The 19,308-nt window shown below is 62.0% G+C and carries 17 protein-coding genes and 1 pseudogene; 7 read left to right on the top strand and 11 right to left on the bottom strand.

Annotated features, from left to right (window positions below; genetic code table 11):
• Positions 1-18: 18 nt before the first annotated feature.
• From KIO74_RS25540 to KIO74_RS25515, 6 genes and pseudogenes are all read left to right on the top strand, one after another.
• A complete protein-coding gene (locus tag KIO74_RS25540; protein ID WP_213337845.1) occupies positions 19-1,332 on the top strand; it encodes an ABC transporter substrate-binding protein in 1,314 nt (437 codons plus the stop codon).
• Between the two features lie 19 nt (positions 1,333-1,351).
• Positions 1,352-2,326: a carbohydrate ABC transporter permease gene (locus tag KIO74_RS25535; RefSeq protein ID WP_249731475.1), complete on the top strand. Its 975-nt coding sequence runs from the start codon at positions 1,352-1,354 to the stop codon at positions 2,324-2,326.
• Positions 2,316-3,176 carry a carbohydrate ABC transporter permease gene (locus KIO74_RS25530; protein WP_213337844.1) on the top strand — a complete coding sequence of 287 codons (861 nt, stop codon included), beginning with the start codon at positions 2,316-2,318 and terminating at the stop codon, positions 3,174-3,176. Before KIO74_RS25535 ends, KIO74_RS25530 begins: the two co-directional genes overlap by 11 nt.
• Positions 3,176-3,943 carry a tyrosine-protein phosphatase gene (locus tag KIO74_RS25525; RefSeq protein WP_213337843.1) on the top strand — a complete coding sequence of 256 codons (768 nt, stop codon included), beginning with the start codon at positions 3,176-3,178 and terminating at the stop codon, positions 3,941-3,943. Before KIO74_RS25530 ends, KIO74_RS25525 begins: the two co-directional genes overlap by 1 nt.
• Before the next feature lies 1 nt (position 3,944).
• The gene (locus tag KIO74_RS25520; protein WP_213337841.1) at positions 3,945-5,054 is read left to right on the top strand and encodes an ABC transporter ATP-binding protein; all 1,110 of its coding nucleotides are present in this window, start codon (positions 3,945-3,947) and stop codon (positions 5,052-5,054) included.
• Between the two features lie 58 nt (positions 5,055-5,112).
• Positions 5,113-5,321 (top strand): annotated as a pseudogene (locus KIO74_RS25515) (transposase domain-containing protein); the annotation flags it as partial.
• A gap of 45 nt (positions 5,322-5,366) precedes the next feature.
• On the opposite strand, the gene KIO74_RS25510 reads toward KIO74_RS25515, so the two are convergent.
• Genes KIO74_RS25510 through coxB form a run of 3 tightly spaced genes read right to left on the bottom strand, consistent with a single transcriptional unit; the run spans position 5,367 to position 8,949 of the window.
• The gene (locus KIO74_RS25510; protein ID WP_213337840.1) at positions 5,367-5,690 is read right to left on the bottom strand and encodes a hypothetical protein; all 324 of its coding nucleotides are present in this window, start codon (positions 5,688-5,690) and stop codon (positions 5,367-5,369) included.
• Positions 5,687-8,212, bottom strand: a complete 2,526-nt coding sequence (gene ctaD, locus KIO74_RS25505) for a cytochrome c oxidase subunit I (RefSeq protein WP_213337839.1) — start codon at positions 8,210-8,212, stop codon at positions 5,687-5,689. Before ctaD ends, KIO74_RS25510 begins: the two co-directional genes overlap by 4 nt.
• The gene (coxB, locus tag KIO74_RS25500; protein WP_213337838.1) at positions 8,209-8,949 is read right to left on the bottom strand and encodes a cytochrome c oxidase subunit II; all 741 of its coding nucleotides are present in this window, start codon (positions 8,947-8,949) and stop codon (positions 8,209-8,211) included. Before coxB ends, ctaD begins: the two co-directional genes overlap by 4 nt.
• Between coxB and KIO74_RS25495 the strand changes: the two genes are divergently transcribed.
• Positions 8,923-9,426, top strand: coding sequence for a DUF2231 domain-containing protein (locus tag KIO74_RS25495; protein WP_213337837.1), 504 nt, complete (start codon positions 8,923-8,925; stop codon positions 9,424-9,426). The two genes, coxB and KIO74_RS25495, sit on opposite strands and share 27 nt — an antisense overlap.
• Here KIO74_RS25495 and KIO74_RS25490 read toward each other — a convergent pair.
• The 8 genes from KIO74_RS25490 to KIO74_RS25455 form a co-directional block, all read right to left on the bottom strand.
• Positions 9,407-9,901: a CopD family protein gene (locus KIO74_RS25490; RefSeq protein WP_249731474.1), complete on the bottom strand. Its 495-nt coding sequence runs from the start codon at positions 9,899-9,901 to the stop codon at positions 9,407-9,409. The two genes, KIO74_RS25495 and KIO74_RS25490, sit on opposite strands and share 20 nt — an antisense overlap.
• On the bottom strand, positions 9,901-10,560 hold the full coding sequence (locus KIO74_RS25485; RefSeq protein WP_283772209.1) for a cytochrome c oxidase assembly protein: 660 nt from the start codon (positions 10,558-10,560) through the stop codon (positions 9,901-9,903). Before KIO74_RS25485 ends, KIO74_RS25490 begins: the two co-directional genes overlap by 1 nt.
• A 251-nt stretch (positions 10,561-10,811) precedes the next feature.
• Positions 10,812-11,630, bottom strand: a complete 819-nt coding sequence (locus KIO74_RS25480) for a formate/nitrite transporter family protein (RefSeq protein WP_213337833.1) — start codon at positions 11,628-11,630, stop codon at positions 10,812-10,814.
• Between the two features lie 7 nt (positions 11,631-11,637).
• Positions 11,638-13,920 (bottom strand): FdhF/YdeP family oxidoreductase, encoded by a 2,283-nt coding sequence (locus KIO74_RS25475; protein WP_213337831.1) that lies wholly within the window; start codon positions 13,918-13,920, stop codon positions 11,638-11,640.
• Positions 13,921-14,493: 573 nt separating this feature from the next.
• A complete protein-coding gene (purU, locus tag KIO74_RS25470) occupies positions 14,494-15,357 on the bottom strand; it encodes a formyltetrahydrofolate deformylase (protein ID WP_213337830.1) in 864 nt (287 codons plus the stop codon).
• A 62-nt stretch (positions 15,358-15,419) separates the two neighbouring features.
• The gene (locus KIO74_RS25465) at positions 15,420-16,076 is read right to left on the bottom strand and encodes a sarcosine oxidase subunit gamma (protein ID WP_291978486.1); all 657 of its coding nucleotides are present in this window, start codon (positions 16,074-16,076) and stop codon (positions 15,420-15,422) included.
• Positions 16,030-19,011: a sarcosine oxidase subunit alpha family protein gene (locus KIO74_RS25460; RefSeq protein WP_213337829.1), complete on the bottom strand. Its 2,982-nt coding sequence runs from the start codon at positions 19,009-19,011 to the stop codon at positions 16,030-16,032. The genes KIO74_RS25465 and KIO74_RS25460 overlap by 47 nt, the downstream gene beginning before the upstream one ends.
• A gap of 2 nt (positions 19,012-19,013) precedes the next feature.
• Positions 19,014-19,307 carry a sarcosine oxidase subunit delta gene (locus KIO74_RS25455; RefSeq protein WP_213337828.1) on the bottom strand — a complete coding sequence of 98 codons (294 nt, stop codon included), beginning with the start codon at positions 19,305-19,307 and terminating at the stop codon, positions 19,014-19,016.
• Position 19,308 lies beyond the last annotated feature (1 nt).

Below are 19,308 nucleotides of genomic sequence, written 5' to 3'. Positions count from 1 at the left end.
TCGCGAGGAAGACAAGACATGCACCGCAGAACCTTCGGCAAGCTCACGCTCGGCTTTGCCGGCGTGCTGCTCGCCAGCACCGCCATGGCGCAATCCATCCCGGCGACCGTCGACAAGCCCGTCGAGATCACCTTCTACAATTACAACCTCGCCATGGCCGGTTCTGGCCAGGACGGCACCAACAAGATGATCAAGGAGTTCGAGCAACTCCACCCGAGCATCAAGGTGAAGGGTGTGGGCGTCACGTCGCCCGAAATAGCGAGCCGCACGCAGGCCGATATCGTCGCCGGCCGCGGCCCTGATGTCGCGCAGATCATCTTCAAGGATCTCGACTACATCGCCCGCAACTTCAACGCCAAGGCGCTTGAAGACATCATTCCGGCGAACGAGCGCGAGGAACATTTCGCGGGCATGGTCAAGGCCGGGCTCGACCTCGGGAAGATCGGGAATAAGACCTACGCGCTGGCCTATACCTTCTCGACGCCCATGCTGTTCTACAACGCGGATATCTTCCGCGCCGCCGGCCTCGATCCGGACAAGCCGCCGCGGACCTGGGCCGAGATCAAGCAGGCCGCGACGACCATCCAGGAGAAGACCAGCTTCCGTGGCTTCGGCGCGGACGTGGTCGGCGCCTCAGGCGGCGCGGACGACTGGTTGATGCAGAGCCTCATTTACTCGAACGGCGGCCGCGTCCTCTCGGAGGACCGCAAGCGCCTGACGTTCGCCGAGCCGGAAGCGGTCGAGGTCGCCGCCATGCTGCGCGATCTGGTGAAGTCTGGCCTGTATCGCAACGAGCCCAACGGCGCGAACGCCGACGGCATGGCGAGCGGCAAGTTCGGCATGATGCTGACGACGGCCGTGCGCCAGGCGACCTTCGTGAAGGGCGCGACCGGCAAGTGGGAACTGCGCGCAGTCGGTATGCCGGCCTTCGGCGAGAAGGAAACCGCGCCGACGAATTCCGGCAGCGGCTTGGTGATCTTCTCCGACGACCCGGTCAAGCAGCGCGCGTCATGGGAACTGATGAAGTTCCTGACGTCGAAGCGCGGCTACACCATCATCACGTCCGAGATCGGCTACGTTCCGCTGCGCCTCGATATTGTGGATGATCCGCAGTATCTCGGCGAATGGACGAAGAAGCATCCGCTGGTGCGTCCGAACCTGGAACAGCTTGCCCGCCTGCGCCCGTGGGTCTCGTATCCCGGCCAGAACTACAAGCAGATCCACAACACCTTCATGTCCGCGATGGAACAGGCCGTCTTCGGCGACGGCGACGTCAAACAGACGCTTCAGACGGCGCAGGACCGGGCGCAGCGTCTGATTCCCGCCAACTGACGATCCACCTGAGAAGCGGATGGCGGCCTGGACTGCCATCCAGAAGGACGACGCCATGGCCATTGTCGAGACACTTCCCCCCTCAGGAAGCGAGATGCCGTTCAGACGCATCAAGATTTTCATCGCCGCACGGCCATGGCTCTACATCCTGCCGGCGATCGTGACCTTCGTGCTTTGGGTGTATTGGCCGCTCGGCCGCGCGTTTTATCTCAGCTTCTTTGAATGGAACATGCTGCCGACGGCGCCGATGACCTATATCGGCACGGAGAACTACGAAAATCTGCTAAACCTTCCGCAACTGCGGCAAGCGCTCGGCAATACGGCGATCTACATGCTCGGTCTCCTGCCGATATCGGTGATCATACCGCTGGCGCTGGCCATCTACACGCATGACCTGCCGGCGCGCTGGCGCAACTTCTACCGCGCCATGATCTTCGTGCCGCTGATCATCCCGCCCGTGGTCGCGGCCGCGGTGTTCCGTTGGCTGCTCGATCCCGAGCACGGGCTGGTCAACGAGATGCTCGTCGGGCTCGGCTTCGAGCGCATCGGCTTCCTCTCCGATCCGCGTTATGCGATCTGGACGCTGATATTTATCACCGGCTGGAAGCTCATCGGCTTCGCGACGCTGATCTTCTCGGCAGCCAATGCCAATATCAACCCATCGCTGATCGAGGCGGCACGCATGGACGGCGCCAGCGGCTGGGAGGTGATCCGCGACATCCGGCTCCCGCTCCTGTCGTCGACGATTTTCCTGCTGGTGCTGATGACCATTCTTCTGGGCGCGCAGTGGACCTTCACCTACATCAACGTGCTGACGCTCGGCGGCCCCATCGGAACAACCACCAACATTTACTACCTGCTTTGGGAGTTCGGCTTTTCGTCTCTCTCCGTGGGCTGGAGTTCAGCGGCCGCAATCATTCTTTTCGCTGGCTTCTCGGTTCTCGCCGCGATCCTGTTCTGGCTCATGGAAAGGTATTCCTTCTATGACAACTGATGCGCTCACGATGCCGATGGCGCGGGCGGCGGGAGCACGACGCTTCTCCGCGAAGGCGATCGGCGGCCATGCGGTACTGGCGGTGCTGTCGATCGTCTGCCTGTTTCCGATCTACTGGATGATGGTCACGTCGCTGCGCCCGCAAGGCGTGATCTTCGAGACCTCTCTTCTCCCATCGGCGCTTTCGATCGAGCACTACGCCTATGCGCTGGAGGCGCTGCCGATCTCGCGGATGCTCATCAACACTTTCGTCGTGTCCTCGGTGGTGACGATCCTGCAGGTGGTGACCGGTCTCTTCGCCGCCTATGCTTTCTCACGCTGGCGCTTCCCGTTTGCACGGATCATCTACGTCCTGATCGCCCTGACGTGGCTGGTGCCGCTTCAGGTCGTGATGATCCCGAACTATCTGCTGGTCGTCAGGCTTGGCCTGCTCGACACGCTGACCGCGCTTGTCCTGCCGCATTTCGCCGCCGCACTCGCCGTCATGATGCTGACCCAGGCCATGCGCGCCTTTCCGAACGAGGTGATCGAGGCGGCACGCATGGACGGCGCGGGGGCGTTCCGCACGCTCGGGGAGATCGTCGTCCCGAACCTGCGCGGCGTCATCGTATCGCTCGCCATCCTCATCTTCGTCTCCACCTGGAACGAGTATTTCTGGCCGCTGCTGCTCACCCGCTCGCCGGACAACAGCGTCATCCAGATCGGCCTGCAGATGTTCATCACCGACGAGGGCACGAACTGGGGGCCGATGATGGCGGCAGCCACCGCCGCCAGCGCGCCGGTGCTGCTGCTCTATGTCTTCATGCAGCGCCAGGTGATCCAGTCCTTCATGAAATCAGGTTTGCGGTAATGGACAATTCGCCTTCCCGACATATCCCGCTCACGGGCACATTCAACATCCGCGACCTCGGCGGATATTCCACGGCCACCGGCAGCAGCACCCTCTGGCGACGCCTGCTGCGCGCGGACTCGCTGCACAAGCTTGACCAGGCGGGCATCGCGGCGCTGCTGGCGGAAGGTCTCACGACAGTGGTCGACCTGCGCCATGAGCATGAGCTCATCGCCGCTCCGAGCCCCTTCGCCGCCCACGCCGGCGTCACCTATCTCAACGTTGATCTGCTGGCGGATCTTCTCCCGGATGCCCATGGCGAATATCAGGAGGGCCGCGATGTGCTGCTCGATCTCTACATTCGCGTCATAGACGATCGCGGCGCGAAGCTGCTGCAGATCCTCGATGCGATCGCCAACGCGCCGGACGGCGCGGTGCTCTTCCATTGCGCGGCCGGCAAGGACCGCACGGGCATCGTCGCGGCCCTGCTGCTGAGCATCGCCGAGGTCGACCGTGACGCCATTCTCGACGACTACGAACTGACGACGCTGCAAATGGCGGCCGTCATGCCGGACTACGAACGCCGCGCCGCCGAACGCGGCCAGGACCTTCGCAACCTTCACGCCTTGCTGGCAAGCCGCCGCGAGACGATGGCGGCGCTGCTGGACCACATCGACCTCAGACACGGCGGCATTCCCGCCTATCTCGCCGCGATCGCGCTCAGCCCGAATGCGACCGATAAACTGCGCAGCCGCCTGCTTGAGCGCGAAGCCTTGAGAGGGGAGTGACATGGCTCAGCTTTCGATCCGCGACATCCGCAAGTCCTACGATCGCAAACAAGTGCTGCACGGCATCAACCTCGACTTCGCGAGCCGCGAGTTCATTGTCATCGTCGGCCCGTCGGGATGTGGAAAATCCACGCTGCTGCGCATGATCGCGGGGCTCGAGGACATCACGTCCGGCGAGATCGCGATGGACGGCAAGCGCCTGAACGACATTGAACCAGCACAGCGCGGCTGTTCCATGATGTTCCAGAACTATGCGCTCTATCCCCACATGACGGTCGCGCAGAACATCGGCTATCCCCTGAAGATCGCGGGCGTGAGCAAACCGGAACGGGCGAAACGCGTGCTGTCGGCAGCGAAGATGCTGGGGCTCGAGGACTATCTCGACCGTCGCCCGGCCCAGTTGTCCGGCGGCCAGCGCCAGCGCGTCGCCATGGGCCGCGCGGTCGTGCGCGAGCCGAAGGTATTCCTTTTCGACGAGCCGCTCTCCAATCTCGATGCACAGTTGCGCGTCCAGATGCGGATCGAGCTGCGCCGCCTGCACAAGCGGCTCGGCGCGACGTCGATCCTCGTCACCCACGACCAGACCGAGGCGATGACGCTGGCTGACCGGCTCGTCGTGATGAAAGGCGGTCGTGTCGAGCAGAGCGGTCGCCCCGCGGATATCTATGCTGATCCCGCCACCGAATTCGTCGCCGGCTTCCTTGGCGCGCCTGCGATGAACATCTTGAAGGCCCGGATCATCGAGCCGGGCAAGGCTGGGCTGGACCTGAGCGACCTTGAGGCGATCGATATCCCGCCTGCCGCCTTGCCGATAGGCAGCGCGGTCAAGGTGGGTTTCAGGCCAGAGTCCTTACGAATCGCGGCTATCGACCAGCCAGGCTTGTCGGCGACCGTTGACCTCATCGAGGAACTCGGCGGTACGCGCATCGCGTACTGCCGCCTTGGCGAAGCCGAACTCGCCGTTGTTCTGCCGAGCACCAGCACGCTTGCCGAAAACGTCGCGGTGCGTCTGCAGATCGATCCCGACGCGGTCCTCCTCTTCGATGTCGAGACAGGCCGGAGGATACGGGCAGAGGCGTGTGTGAGACGAGAGCCCGCCTTGCAGGACTGAGCCATCTGCCGATGTCACGGCTAATCGGGCGCAGCGTCGGATCGTAAATCGGCGACCGGCGGCATGGGCGCTGCGCGGCTTCGCTCTCGGCAGGAGGGCATAGCTTTTTGCCGGCTCCCATCGTGGCGCTGATCCCGCCTTCATGGCGACGCCGATTATGAGCGCCAAGCTCAATGACATCGATCCACAAGCGTGGCTCGCCGGCGTGCTCCCTCGTATCGCCGACAGCTCGATCATCAGGCTCGCGCAATTGCTCCGTGGAATTGGGCAGAAGCACTGGCCCGCCTGCACAGCCTTCGGCTTGCTGAACGTTCAATAGCATGTCGACAGTGCGAAGACCGGGGCAAACACCAAGAGCAGAGCGACGGTCGCAGCGAGTGTCGACCATCTGGCGGCGGAACGCAGTGTGGAAGCTTGACCAGGGCCGCTGACGACCATCGTCAGCGCAAGACTGGCGACCAGGCCGACGAGGAAAATTGCGATGAGCTGCGCGCGCTGCAGCGTCACGCTTCCAGCAAGTTCAACGTGATCCCAGCCCAAGCGGCAGCCGACCGATAACATGGCGTAGAGTGCAACAAAGACCACGGCCCATAGGGTAAAGCCGGCCCCGAGCATCAGAAGCGCTCGCCCGTTCATGGACCCTGCACCATTGGTTCAATGGGCATTGAGAACAGCCAGCCGGCCGCCAGCGCGATAAGCCCGGAGATCGCGGCGTAGGCGTGCCACGCACGCCCGATCCTCAGATCGAGACTACGGACGCGCGAAACATATCCTGCGTGCCATCGCCAAAGACCGAATGCCGCGAAAACCGCACTCAGGCTGACACGCAGACCGGAATGGACGACCAGGACAAAAAGAAAGGCCCCCTGTGCGTGACGGGTCGGGTCAGAGATGAGCGAGGCCATCCAACCGAAGGTAAACGCTGCTACAAGATCGGCCGAGAGGGCAAAGATAAGCCACATCGCGGGCGACGCCGCTGCGCCGAGGCGTCGGACGGCTAATCGCCCGCCGACGGCGCCCGCGACCAGCGCGGCCGCGGCCCAGAACGCAGGTGCAGCCTGGATCGAAGCCGCATCGGGTGGCGGCCAATTGGGCGCAACAAGCCAGAGGAAAAGCCCGCCAAAGAGGAGCGATCCAAACAGTGTCGCCTCGGCTGCAATGGTGAAAATCATGGCCCACCAGGATGGTGGCTGCGCCGTTTGCCAATGGACGGGCGCGTCCTTGCCCCTCCCGATCGGGATATCCAAAGCATCGGTTCTCATGCCGATGCCCTGGGACCATGCCAGGAGGGAGGCAATGCATAAGCCGAAGAAAACCAGTGAAGCGATATAGATCTTGAAGAGAAGACACAGCACGAAGCCGCAGGTCAGCAGACCACTGATCAGCGGCCTGTAGCTTTGCCTCGGCAACACTATGACGGATTCGATGCGTCCCGAGCCGAGGTCGACACCCAGCGTCTCCATCCAGCCATTGCGCGTTGAGCCAAGATAACCCCTGCCTCCGGCTAGTTCGGCGCCGAGGCGACCGGGATCGAGCCTGTCGGCGCGGTCGCTGATCTGCGGCAGCGAAGCGAAGGCATAGGAAGGCGGGGGAGTAGCCATAGCCCATTCCGCCGTTCTCGCCTGCCAGGGATTGCGGCGAAACCCGGTGCCGAATCGGACCTGTACGATCAGGTCGACCACGAACAGCGCGAAGCCCGCCGCCATGATGAAGCCGCCAACGGAGGAGAGCAGGTTAAGCCAGTTCCAGCCGACATCGGGCGGGTAGGCATCCAGCCGGCGTGGCATACCGCGGAGGCCTGTCAGGTGCATCAAAAAGAAGGTGAGATTGAAGCCTATAAAGATCAGCCAAAAGGCTGGCACCGATAGCCTGTGGTCACTCATGCGGCCGGTGAAATGCGGCAGCCAGTAATAGGTGGCGGCCATCATCGGAAAGACGAAGCCGCCGACCAGCACATAATGGAGGTGAGCGACGACGAAATGGGTGTCATGGGCCTGCCAGTTGAATGGCACCATCGCGAGCATAACGCCGGTAAGCCCGCCGATGACGAAGATAGCCAGGAAGCCGCCGAGATAAAGCATCGGGACGTCTAGCCGGATCCTGCGCCCCTCCGCCAGCGTCGCAACCCAGGCAAAGATCTGCACGGCCGTTGGTATCGCGACCAGACCGCTCGCGGCGGAAAAGAAGGCAAGCGCAAGATGCGGGATGCCCACGGTGAACATGTGGTGAACCCAGAGACCGAAGGACAAGAAAGCAACCGCGACCACCGCGACGACGATGGCGCGGTAGCCGACCAGCTCATGGCGCGCAAAGGTTGGAATCATCATCGACACCGCACCCATCGCCGGCAGGAAGATGATGTAGACTTCGGGATGCCCGAACAGCCAGAAGAGATGTTGCCACAGCAGCGGATCCCCGCCGCGCGTGGGATCGAAGAAAGGCAGATCGAAGGCGCGCTCCAGTTCGAGCAGGATCGAGCCAAGGATGAGCGGTGGGAACCCGAACAGCATCATCAGCGCCGTGATGAGGAGATACCAAGCCATGATCGGCATACGATCGAGGCTCATCCCCGGTGCTCGCAACTTCAAAATCGAGACGATGATCTCGATTGCCGCCGATAGGGCCGAGATCTCGACGAAGGTGATGCCCAGGAGCCAAACGTCGGCGTTGATGCCGGGTGTGTAGACCGACGATGACAGCGGCGTATACATAAACCAGCCACTGTCGGGGGCCACGCCTGCCAGCATCGCGCAGATCAGAATCGAGCCACCGAATATATAGCACCAGAACCCATAAGCAGACAGGCGCGGAAAGGCGAGATCGCGCGCTCCGAGAATCTTCGGCAACAAGTAGATTGCAAATCCCTCGAACATCGGAATAGCGAACAGGAACATCATCACCGTGCCGTGCATGGTGAAAAATTGCCTGTATAGGTCCGGCCCCACGAAAGCTGCCGCCGGGGTTGCGAGCTGCACGCGGATCAGCATCGCGAGCAGTCCGCCGATGGCAAAGAACACGAAGGCCGCTATGATGAAGCGCCGTCCCAGCACCGTGTGGTTGACAGCCGACAGGCGCGCCCAGCCCGGCGGCGTGTCCCAGATTGCCGCCAGCTCCCGGTGCAGCCGAAGCGGATTGGATCGCGCTGTCACGTCTTTCATGATCCGTTTCCTGCCGATCCCGGCGGTGTGTTTGGCCGAGTTTCATAGGCCTCGACAGTGAAGGGCATGATCGCGTGACCGATGCCGCAATATTCCGCGCAAATGCCCCCAAACACGCCAGGCCGGTCGGCCCGCAGCCGAATTATGTTCCTGTGGCCGGGAATGGCGTCGATCTTGCCGCCGAGTCTTGGAATCCAGAAGGAATGGATCACATCCTCGCTGGTTACCACGAAATCCACGTCTTGGCCGGCCGGCATACGCAACAAGCCTTCGCCCACCGTCCCGTCAGGATAGCGGAACTCCCACGACCATTGGCGCGCGACGACCTCGATACGTGGCGGCATGTCTTCCCGGGGAAGCGCGAGCAGTCGCTCGCCCAGCGCCAGGGCGGCCACCACCAGTGCCGTGAGGATGAACGTGGGAACAATGAGCCCGCCCCAAAGAATGGTCCGCCGTGTCCCGAAACGCCGCAAGGCGCCTGGCCGCAGCAACGCCAAGACGAGAACGAACCAAACGGCCATGAAGATCGCCACACCCGAGCCCAGCATGATCCACCAGAGCGTCGCGGCGCCACGCGCCGCGGGCCCCTCGGGCTCGAGCGTGGAAAACGGACCGGCACAGCCGGATAGACAAATGAGCGGAGCAAGCTTGGCGAAAGGTGGGAACCTGCGCGCGCGCCGCGAGCTTTGTCCTGAAATGCGAGGCTGTTCATGAGCGAGACCGATCCCAGCGCCCATAACCCCGTCATCCGGGAAGTGGCGAAAGAACCTGTTGAATCCGCCGTGGCCGTCGCTGGCCATCCGCTTCACGCGATGAGCGTACATTTCCCTATCGCCTTCGTCATCGCGACGCTGGGCTGTGATATTGTGTACTGGTGGAGCGCTGATCCATTCTGGGTGCGTGCGGGTTTGTGGTCGGCGGGCCTCGCCTTCATTGCGGGTGTTGGCGCCGGCCTCATCGGCACCGCCGAACTGCTTCTCGTGCGTGGCATCCGCATCCGCGTGGCAAGTTGGACCCACGCCATCGCCGGCATGATGCTGATAGCGATCGCCGGAATGAACTGGGGCCTGCGCCTTGCCGACGAGGCCGCCGTGCTGCCGCATGGTCTGATGCTGTCGCTGCTGGCGAGCATCTTCACCGGGCTGGCAGGTTGGCATGGTGGCAAGCTGGTCTTCGATCACGGTGTCGGGCTCATCATTTCCGAAAAGGACTGAGGCCCTCGACAATCCGGCGTAGCGCACCGGGCTCCGTCAAGGCATGGGGCAAGAAATCCGGAATTGCGGGTTTGGCCAGGACTGCGACAAGGATCGCGGCGACGATAAGCAACGTCAGCACTGTGACCGCCATGAATCGCCAGACAGGATAGACGTTGCCGGCCTCAAAAAGGCGAATGATCACGAGACCGTTGAGGATATGGAGGGCAACAAGCGCGCCGACGAAGGCGAGCTTCAGAGAAAACCACGGCTCGAATGACCGACGTAGGAAGATCAGCACCGTACCGCTGCCGATCGCGATGAAGGCGCTGGGCGAAGCGATGGCGACGTAAAGAAAGCGAACCATGGCCTGCAATCTGTGCAGCGACGCCTTGTTTGCGACATGAGCACGCTGAACATAGAGGCTTGGCAGGCAGATCATCACCGCCCCCCAGATCGCGATCGCCGCTATATGAACAGACTTCAACCAGATCATCAGCGTCGCACCTGCGTCCACCGCTCGAAGCGGGAGAAGAGCATGACCATCGCCGCGAGCATGTAGGGCAGGGCGGCGGGAACCCACATGATGAGGCCTGCCAATTGCTGGTCCGCGCGTGGCGACAAGCCGAAGGCGAACGTTGTCGCGTGATGAGCCTCATAGAGCGGAGCCCGCGCGAAGGTCAGCAATGCACCCAGCATTCCCATCTGAATAACCGTTGCGAGGAGCGCGAGGATTGCGGGGCCCGTCTCCATCCCCGGGGCCAGGATGCGGCGCCACATGACGAAAGCGCTGCCGAGAAGGCTCAGTTGCATAACCCAGTAAGGGAGAGCGCCGCGGATCGCGATATCGTAGACCGCCGGAGCATGCCACAACCAAAGAATGCCAGCATGGAGGGTGACGAGCAACGCCAGCGGCACGTGCCGACGCGTGTGTCCACCTTCAGGAAAACTCAAGGCCAGAAGCGGAGCAACGACACCGATCAGCGCCACATGATGGGCAGCCCGGGCGGAAAAAAGCGACACGGTCAGCGTACACAAAGGCGACATGAACAAAAGGACAATGAGAAAAACCCCCGTCCATAATGGCCAGTTTTTCCAAGATTGTCCGGTCCGGGAAAAGGCGGCAATCAACGAGAGCGACAGAACAATTACCATGAAATCGAGATTCCATGCGCGAATCAGCGACTCAGGCGTAACGGCAGGCCCGCAGTACACCTCCGTCATCAATGTCCTCCGCTTCTCACTTCTCGTAGCAACGCCCACAAACGCGTGTTGCCTGATTTCGCTCCGCGCCGCTGACGCGGGGCATTCTGGCGCTCCGGACCGGTCTCTCCGCAAGCCTTAGCTGCCAGTCTCGATCTCTGTCACGCAGCCACCACGATGCGCATTTTGACAATCATTATGCATTATTCTGCCTCGGAGTGCTTTGGCCGTCCGTTGACATAGCCGTACGCGCCCGCGACTAGCGAGCCGCCAAGGATATTTCCGAGCGTGGCCGGGACGAGATTTCCCGCGATTCCGGTGAACGCGACGGATGGCGTGACGTCTGCGGCAGCGGCCTGGACGAAGAAGGCGTAGGGCAGGAGATACATGTTGGCCACGGAATGCTCCAGTCCGGCGGCAACGAAGGCGGTTATGGGCATGACGAGGCCAACAATCTTGTCCGTTACCGACTTGCCCGCATAGGCCATCCAGACTGCCAAGCACACGAGCATGTTGGCAAGGACGCCGCTGGCGAAAGCCGTTGCGAAGGATTTGTCGAGCTTCGCCGCAGCCAGTTCGAGCGCAGCCCGGCCGACGGCGCCATCGCCAGCTTCTTGCAATCCTGCGAGAAAAGCAGCGGCGGCAAGCAGTATGGAACCGAGAAAATTCGCAATATAAACGATGCAAAGGGCGCGCAGTACCACACGCACCGGAAGGCGGCCGGTAGCGATCGACCCAGCCATCAGCGTATTGCCGGTGAATAGCTCAGCGCCCGCAATGAGGACAAGTGCTAGACCGACAGAAAAGGCCACGCCCGCCATGAGCTGCGCTGCGCCATAAGGTAGGCTATTGGCTCCGGCGAGCGCGACTGTGGCGACGAGGCCGCCGAATCCGATGTATACGCCGGCGAGTATGCCAAGCACTACCATAGCGGCGCCTGGAAGCTTCGCCTTGTCATCGAGTGCCGCGAAGACGGTCTCGGTCAGTTCCGGCGGTTGGGGAAATGTGTTCTCCTCAGCCATCGGGACCTTACTCCGGTGTGACCCGGACCGGCACCGATTTCGCGGCCGGGGTCTTGCTCTCCTCGGCGAATTGCCAAAGGGGTATAAGGGGGTTGCACTCGGGATAGTATGCGGCGATCGTACCCTCAGGGATATCATAGTCGATTACTTGCAGCCCGCCGACACTGCGTTCGATCCCATCATCAGCAGCGGTCATCAGACGAGCTGTGCCATCCTTTGCGATGCCGAAGCGCTCCCTGTCCTTTGCATTCATCATGACGATCATGCGCGAGTGGTAGATGCCCCGCAAACGATCGGTATGCCCATAGATCGTGGTGTTGAACTGGTCATTCGAGCGCAGGGTGATCAACCTCATCACGCTGGGATCATCGCCTGTGTCGAAGCTGGCGTGCAGGGCTCTCGGGAGCTTGAAATTCGCTTTCCCAGTGTTCGTATCCCATCGGCGATCGCGTGCCCCGATCGGCCGCGGAAACCCTCCCGGCAAATCGAGCCTTTGATTGAAGTCGTGGAAATCGTCCGGGAAGACTGCTGCGATCTCGTCGCGCACCAGGGCGTAATTGCCGACCCACTCGTCCCAAGGCACTTGCGGCGTGGGCGGAAGGGCCGCCTTGGCGATCTCAGCCACGATCCGCGGTTCTGAAAGAAGATTCTCGCTCGCCGGCCTATGGATGCCTCGGGACGCGTGGATGCAAGTGGTCGAATCCTCCATCGTCACGATCTGGGGACCAGTCGCCTGCTCGTCTATTTCCGAACGCACAAGCGTCGGGAATATGTAGGAGGTGCGCGCCGTGATGAGATGGGTGCGGTTGAGCTTGGTCGCCACCTGCACCGACAGATCGAGGCCACGCCATTTCTCCTCCATGAGGGCGCGCTCGGGAATGGCGCGCACGAAATTGCCGCCGAGCCCAATGAAGGCCCTGACAGTGCCGGCGACGATCGCCTCGCAGGCCTCCACCGTGTTCATCCCGTCTTCGCGCGGAGGCTCAAAACCGTAACGCTCCGCCATTATGTCGAGCGGCACCAGCTCCACCTTTTCCGCGATGCCGACAGTACGCTGGCCCTGAACATTCGAGTGTCCGCGGACGGGACAGATCCCTGCGCCCGCGCGTCCAATATTGCCGCGCATCAGGAGAAGGTTAATCAGCATCTGCACGGAGTCGATGCCGAGTTTGTGCTGAGTGAGGCCCATGCCGTAGATGGCGATCACGGATTGGGCCTTCGCATAGGTCTCAGCGGCCTCCCGGAGTGCGTCCCGGGTCAGACCAGAGGCCTCGATAATTTCGTCCCAGCTCAACGCGCGCACAGCGGCCTCGAAGGCCGCGAACCCATGCGTGTGTGCCGCGATGAACTCTGAGTCCAGGATCCGGGCCATGCCTGAGGTTTGGGCTTCGTCATCCCAGGCAAACAGAAACTTCGCCATTCCCATCATGACCGCAATGTCGCTTCCAGCGCGGGGCTGATAATACTGGGTGGCAATAAGCGTGGGCTTGTTCGCCACCATCTGGCCTGGGCGCTGCGGATTGACGAACGTCTCCCAGCCGCGCTCCCTCAAGGGGTTGAAGACCACGATCGGTACTTGGCGCTCACGTACTTCTTGCAGCGTGTGCAACAGACGCGGCGAATTCGTCCCGACGTTTTGGCCGAAGGAGAGGATGCAGTCCGTCTGGGCGAAATCCTCCAGAAGCACGGTGCCGACCGGGGTTCCGATGCTTTGCGGCAGAGCCACGGAGGTTGTCTCGTGGCACATGTTGGAGCTGTCCGGCAGGTTGTTGTTGCCGTAAAGCCGAGCCAGAAGCTGATACATGAAAGATGTTTCGAGAGAAGCGCGCCCGGATGCATAGAAGATAACGTTTCTTGGTTCGTAAACCCGCAGCCTCGCGCCGATGTCTGAAAAAGCGTCTTGCCACGGGACCTCGACGTATTTATCACTCGCGTGATCATACCGCATGGGATGCGTGAGCCGCCCCTGATTTTCCAGATCGTGATCTGTCCAATCGAGTAGTTGCGACACCGTATGCGTCGAAAAGAAAGTCGGCGTCGTGCGCTTTGAGGTCAAGTCCCAGAACGTTGCCTTCGCACCGTTCTCGCAAAACTCGGCGATGTGCGGCTCCGCGGGCTTGGCCCATGCGCAGCTCGTACACATATATCCCCCGGTCTTATTGTGGTCACGAAGGAGCCCCACCGCGCTGGAGACCGCCCCCTGGCGCGTGGAATGTTTGACTAGCGACCGGACCGAGCCCCACCCGCCTGTAGGCTGCTTATATGGCTTATAGGTGGCTCGATCAGGCATAGTGACGCTCCCTCCTTGGTGCTTCCTTCCTTTCGCTAATGCTTCTTCGCCGTTCAGGTTCCGAATAGTCGTCACGGAATGGCGGCTACGAGGTGTTGGCTACCGGTTTCGATCCCGGAAGCGCGTTGAGAGCGCAGAATAAATCTGTAGTAGTGAATTGGTGTTCAATAAGAAATCAAGAATATAAATTGATGGAGTTGGAGGGCTAGGAATTTTAACGGATTCGAACTTTGATAACGGAAAATTGACTTTGATTTATCTGTCTTATGCGTGCGTTCCCGCTTGGCCACCCCGTGCCGATCGCGCACAGCAGGAGGGATACCGTTCGGGATCAGGGCTGGTGTGACCTTGCCGTCAGCCCGACTCGCCTCGTCCGCGCGCGGCGAGCCAAAATGAGGCTGGGATTTGGTAATCCGGGGACAGGCAAGTCTGACGATGTGCACGAGCTTTCCAAAATGCTGGCGCGGAATCGAGCCTGATACAGCCGAGGCCGCTGCTGGCGCTCGGCCGCGCTACCGCTTCAGAGGGAGCTGTCGCTGTAGCATTAACTCAATGGCTTGGGTAAAGCCCCACCTAGCCGAACACGACCGTCTTGTTGCCGTTGAGAATGACACGGTTATCGATATGTGAACGCAAGGCATTGGCCAGGACGCGCCGTTCGATGTCCCGTCCCTTTCTTACGAGATCCTCCGGCGTATCGCGGTGGTTAATACGCTCGACGTCCTGCTCGATGATCGGTCCTTCGTCGAGTGCGGAAGTCACGTAATGGGCGGTCGCGCCGATTAGTTTCACGCCGCGCGCGTGGGCCTGATGGTAGGGCTTGGCGCCCTTGAAGCCGGGGAGAAAGGAATGGTGGATGTTGATGCATCGCCCTGCTAGTTTTGCGCAGAGGCTATCGGATAGGACCTGCATGTAGCGGGCAAGCACCACGACCTCGGTCCGTGTTTCCTCGATCAGGTCCCATAGCCGCATTTCTTGCTCGATCCGGGTTTCGCGATCCACAGGTAGATGGTGGAAGGTCGCTCCTCTGAGATCCGCGTGACGATAGGTCTCACGCGGATAGTTGGAGACAATTCCAGTGACTTCGATGGGCAGTTCGCCGATGCGCCAGCGGTAGAGCAGATCGACTAAGCAATGGTCGAAGCGCGAGGCGAGAATCATGACGCGACGACGCTCGTCACAGGACCGCAAGGTCCAGGTCATGCCCAGCGCTTCAGCGATCGGTCGGAAGCCGGAAGCGAGCGATTCGCGCGCGCCGTTCTCGCCGGCGTAATCGAAGACCACCCGCATGAAGAAGCGATCCGTCTGCTTGTCATCAAATTGCTGGGCATCGATGATGTTGCAATGCACTTCGAACAGATAGCGCGAAACGGCGGCGACGATGCCGGGCCGGTTGACGCAGGACAAGGTCAGCACAAATTGCGCAGTAGTCTGCATGGCGATGTCTCGTGAAAAGAAGGCTGGGACGGAGGAAGGACCGGAAAGGGGCGAAGGCCCCGTCAACCTCGGTCGGAGGTCAATACGCCGTAGGGGGCTGCCGATGCCGTCAGCCACCGCCAGAAACTTTCCGCGTAGGAGCGCGGGACGGCGATGTCGTATGTCGGCGCGTCGTCCACTTGCCAGATGAGAACGCTGATATGCTCAACCACGGTCTGCGCGGCGCATCCTGGCTGGAATGCGCGCGAATGCAGGTCAAGGGGCAGGCCCCGCATCAGGACTTCGCGGGTGGGCGGCCCGCTCAGTCGCAACACGCATTTCGCGTCGCTCTGGTCAACAAGAACAGCGCCATCGCCAAGTTTCAGCGCGAGCTCGACCATGGCGTTCTGGCCGGTCGTGGCCTCTACTGCCGCGAGCCACTGTCCAGGTCCGAGGCCGATGAATATCGCCCGACCAGCGTTCGCGTAAGCCGGACCGTCAGGCAATGCGATACCGTACATGGTCTTCACGCGAGAGGCCAATGCGCGCATGTCACGCCCGAGGGCACCAATCCCGATGAGGGCAAGATCGTTGCGTTCCGTGAACACCAGGCCTGCGGTCTGTTTCCCCTGCGGCAGTATCGGATGCGTGAACGGTGACCTCGGGGTGAGGCGGAGGCCCCTTTTCTGATCATCAAGCACGAAGGCGTTCTCCGGCAGGATCGTAGAAGATGGGGTCACAGACTTCCACTTCGGTGTCGCCGTGACGGACTGGATCATGGGCGCGCACGATATCCCCGATCCGCGCGCGACCTCCACGGAGCAACCCAAGCGCGATCCAATGGTCAAGCACGGGTGAAAAGGCTGCGGATGTCAGATAACCCTCGTCAGCCGAAAGCGACGCCGCTACCCTGCGACCGAGAAGATGCGCGCCCGCTCGCAGGCGCGCCGAACGATCGACAGGCTTGAAGCCAACGAGCGCGGGACGGTTGGCATCGGTGAGCGCGGGCCGTCCGGCGAGGACGCGGCCGATGTAGTCCTTCTTCGTGGACATCAGTCCGCCAAGGCCAAGATCCCTCGCCGTCGTCTGGCCGTTCAGCTCACCGCCAGCCGCGTGACCCTTTTCGATTCGCAGGATCGTGAGGGCCTCGGTGCCGTACATCACGATCCCGTTCTCCCGTCCAGCTGCCATGAGCGCACGAACCAAGGCGTCGCCGTAGCGGGCGGGAACGGCGATCTCATACGCGAGCTCGCCAGAAAAGGATATGCGGAACAAGCGGGCCTGAACGCCTCCGCAGACCGTAATTTCGCGCGCGGCCATGTAGGGGAAGGCGACGTTCGAGAGATCATGCTCCGGATCGACCAGCCGGGTCAGCACGTCACGCGCCTTCGGGCCCGCGACGGAATACTGTGCCCATTGTTCGGTAACCGAGGCGAACTGGACATCGAGATCAGGCCACAGACACTGATGACAGAATTCCATATGCTGCAGCACGCTGGCCGCGTTAGCGGTCGTGGTGGTCATCAGGAAATGCGTATCGGCTAGGCGCGAGGTCGTGCCGTCGTCCATGACGAAGCCATCCTCACGCAGCATGAGGCCATAGCGCGCCTTTCCGATAGGCAAGTTCTTCCAGCCGTTGGTGTAGATACGTTCCAGTAAGGTCGCCGCGTCTGGACCCTGAATGTCGATCTTGCCCAGGGTGGAGACGTCACACACGCCGACACCGTCGCGCACGGCTCGCGCCTCCCGCCTCGCGCTCTGCAACCACCCTTCTTCGCCAGGCTTGGGGAAGTATTGAGCGCGAAGCCAAGCACCTGCCTCGACGAAAACCGCGCCATGTTCTGCAGCGAAGGCGTGGGAAGGCGTCAGGCGTGTTGGGCGGAAATCTTTACCGCGAGCATGGCCGCCCAAAGCACCGATGGCAACAGGTGTGAAGGGCGGCCGGAAGGTCGTGGAGCCCAGCGAGGCGATTGCCTTGCCCGACAAGGCTGCCATGGCGGCGAGACCGTTGGTGTTGGAGCTTTTGCCCTGGTCCGTTCCCATTCCGAGCGTGGTATAACGCTTGAGATGCTCGATGGCCCTGAAACCTTCACGCGCGGCGAGCTGGACGTCGGCGAGCGTTACGTCATTTTGGAAATCGACGAACGCCTTGCCTCCCTGGGACGCGAAGCTGAAAGTCTTGGCCTTGGCGGGGGCCGCCTCGTCGGCTGTCGTCCAGTGAGGGCATCGGCCGGAAAATCCGCATGCCTGCGCGGCGGCCAAGCCCCCCATGGCGCCTGTCTGCAACGCGCGCGCGAATGTGAAAGCACCGCCGGCGGCTCCGGCGATCGTCATTCCCGGTGGCATTCCGCTCGCCATGAAGCAGCCGCGCTCGTCGTCCCACGTGGGCTTGCCACCGAGATGCGCCGTCAGATGCACCGTGGGATCCCATCCGCCCGACATGGCAAGCAGGTCGCAATCCAACGACAGCCGCCGGCCATCGGCGGTCGCGATCTCCACCCCGCGTAGATGCCGTGTTCCGCGCGCGCGCGCGATCGATGCGTTGGAAAAAACTGAACATCCGATCTTTCGCGCCGCGTCTCGGACTGCCTCGGGCGCAGTCTTGCGCGCGTCGACGATGGCCGGAACGGTCACGCCCGCAGCCGCCAACTCCAACGCTGTGCGGACGCTGTCGCTCGTATTGGCGACGACGACGGCGCGCCGGCCCGCAGCTGTCCCGAAACGGTTGAGGTAGCTGCGCACGCTGCCTGCCAGCATGACGCCTGGGCGATCGTTGTTGTCGAATACGAGGGGGCGTTCGAGGGAACCGGTGGCGAGAACGCTGCGCCGGGCGACGATGCGCCAAAGCCTCTGCCGGGGGTGATGGGCCGCCGGTTCGGGCCGATGATCGCCGACGCTTTCCACCGCGCCATAGGTGCCGCCATCGTATACCCCAAAGACCGTCGTTCGCGGAAGAAGGCGGACATCGGGAAAAGTCGCGAGCTCGGCTTCCACTGATTGAGTCCAAGCCGGGCCCGCCATGGCGTCGATGACGACGTTCTCAGCCAGGCAACGCCCGCCGAGCTGGAAGTCACTGTCGCAAAGGATGATACGCGCACCGGTGCGGGCCGCGGCGAGAGCAGCGGCAAGGCCCGCCGGCCCCGCGCCGATGACGAGCACATCGCAAAAGGCCGTAACCTTCTCGTAGTGGTCGGGATCGTGTCCGGCCGCTGCGCGCCCCAAGCCGGCTGCGCGCCTGATCAGCGGCTCGTAAACCTTCTCCCAGAAGGCGGCAGGCCACATGAATGTCTTGTAGTAGAAGCCTGCCGCAAGCAGGGGCGCGAACAAGGAATTGACGGCCAACAGGTCAAAGCCAAGGGACGGCCAGCGATTCTGGCTGCGTGCGATCAAGCCATCGTGGAGCTCGACGACGGTCGCGCGGCTGTTGGGCTCTCGGCGTGCTCCGGCGCGCAGCTCGACGAGGGCATTGGGCTCTTCGAAACCCGCACTCAGGATGCCGCGCGGGCGGTGGTATTTGAACGATCGGCCCACCAGGCTGACGCCGTTGGCGAGCAGAGCCGATGCCAGTGTATCACCGGGATGGCCGGTATATTCACGGCCGTCGAAATTGAACGACAGATTTCGGCTGCGATCGATGAGCCCACCTTTTGGCAGGCGATGGGAAGTCGCTGCCATGGTCAGACCTCAACCATCTGCACGTCTACGGTCTGGGAAAGGCCGCGCGCGGCCGAAACCTGCTCGATGGCGTGGGTGCGCACATCCCGGACGACGACGAGCCACGCCCGGCATCCGCCTGTGTGCTGCCAGAATTCACGGTGGCGGCCCGCGGGGTTGTCGCGCAAATGCACGTAATCGACGAAAGCTGCCAGCGCATTCTCCGACCCGGCATCAGGACGCTGTAACGTCGCATCGCCCCGATAGGAGAACTCACTGACGCCACGCTCGCCGCAGAAGGGACAGGGAATGCGCATG

The organism is Chelatococcus sp. HY11, assembly GCF_018398335.1.
GTDB lineage: Bacteria > Pseudomonadota > Alphaproteobacteria > Rhizobiales > Beijerinckiaceae > Chelatococcus.
The sequence above is the reverse complement of the archived record's forward strand: the minus strand, read 5'-3'. Positions and strand labels throughout refer to the sequence as shown.

What these genes read in the sequence shown, in the direction of transcription:
- KIO74_RS25510 (WP_213337840.1), bottom strand. Translation starts at nt 5,690, where the DNA reads ATGAACGGGCGAGCGCTTCTGATGCTCGGGGCCGGCTTTACCCTATGG.
- coxB (WP_213337838.1), bottom strand. Translation starts at nt 8,949, where the DNA reads ATGGGCGCTGGGATCGGTCTCGCTCATGAACAGCCTCGCATTTCAGGA.
- ctaD (WP_213337839.1), bottom strand. Translation starts at nt 8,212, where the DNA reads ATGAAAGACGTGACAGCGCGATCCAATCCGCTTCGGCTGCACCGGGAG.
- KIO74_RS25520 (WP_213337841.1), top strand. Translation starts at nt 3,945, where the DNA reads ATGGCTCAGCTTTCGATCCGCGACATCCGCAAGTCCTACGATCGCAAA.
- KIO74_RS25455 (WP_213337828.1), bottom strand. Translation starts at nt 19,307, where the DNA reads ATGCGCATTCCCTGTCCCTTCTGCGGCGAGCGTGGCGTCAGTGAGTTC.
- KIO74_RS25480 (WP_213337833.1), bottom strand. Translation starts at nt 11,630, where the DNA reads ATGGCTGAGGAGAACACATTTCCCCAACCGCCGGAACTGACCGAGACC.
- KIO74_RS25475 (WP_213337831.1), bottom strand. Translation starts at nt 13,920, where the DNA reads ATGCCTGATCGAGCCACCTATAAGCCATATAAGCAGCCTACAGGCGGG.
- KIO74_RS25485 (WP_283772209.1), bottom strand. Translation starts at nt 10,560, where the DNA reads ATGGTAATTGTTCTGTCGCTCTCGTTGATTGCCGCCTTTTCCCGGACC.
- KIO74_RS25535 (WP_249731475.1), top strand. Translation starts at nt 1,352, where the DNA reads ATGGCGGCCTGGACTGCCATCCAGAAGGACGACGCCATGGCCATTGTC.
- purU (WP_213337830.1), bottom strand. Translation starts at nt 15,357, where the DNA reads ATGCAGACTACTGCGCAATTTGTGCTGACCTTGTCCTGCGTCAACCGG.
- KIO74_RS25540 (WP_213337845.1), top strand. Translation starts at nt 19, where the DNA reads ATGCACCGCAGAACCTTCGGCAAGCTCACGCTCGGCTTTGCCGGCGTG.
- KIO74_RS25525 (WP_213337843.1), top strand. Translation starts at nt 3,176, where the DNA reads ATGGACAATTCGCCTTCCCGACATATCCCGCTCACGGGCACATTCAAC.
- KIO74_RS25490 (WP_249731474.1), bottom strand. Translation starts at nt 9,901, where the DNA reads ATGATCTGGTTGAAGTCTGTTCATATAGCGGCGATCGCGATCTGGGGG.
- KIO74_RS25530 (WP_213337844.1), top strand. Translation starts at nt 2,316, where the DNA reads ATGACAACTGATGCGCTCACGATGCCGATGGCGCGGGCGGCGGGAGCA.
- KIO74_RS25460 (WP_213337829.1), bottom strand. Translation starts at nt 19,011, where the DNA reads ATGGCAGCGACTTCCCATCGCCTGCCAAAAGGTGGGCTCATCGATCGC.
- KIO74_RS25495 (WP_213337837.1), top strand. Translation starts at nt 8,923, where the DNA reads ATGAGCGAGACCGATCCCAGCGCCCATAACCCCGTCATCCGGGAAGTG.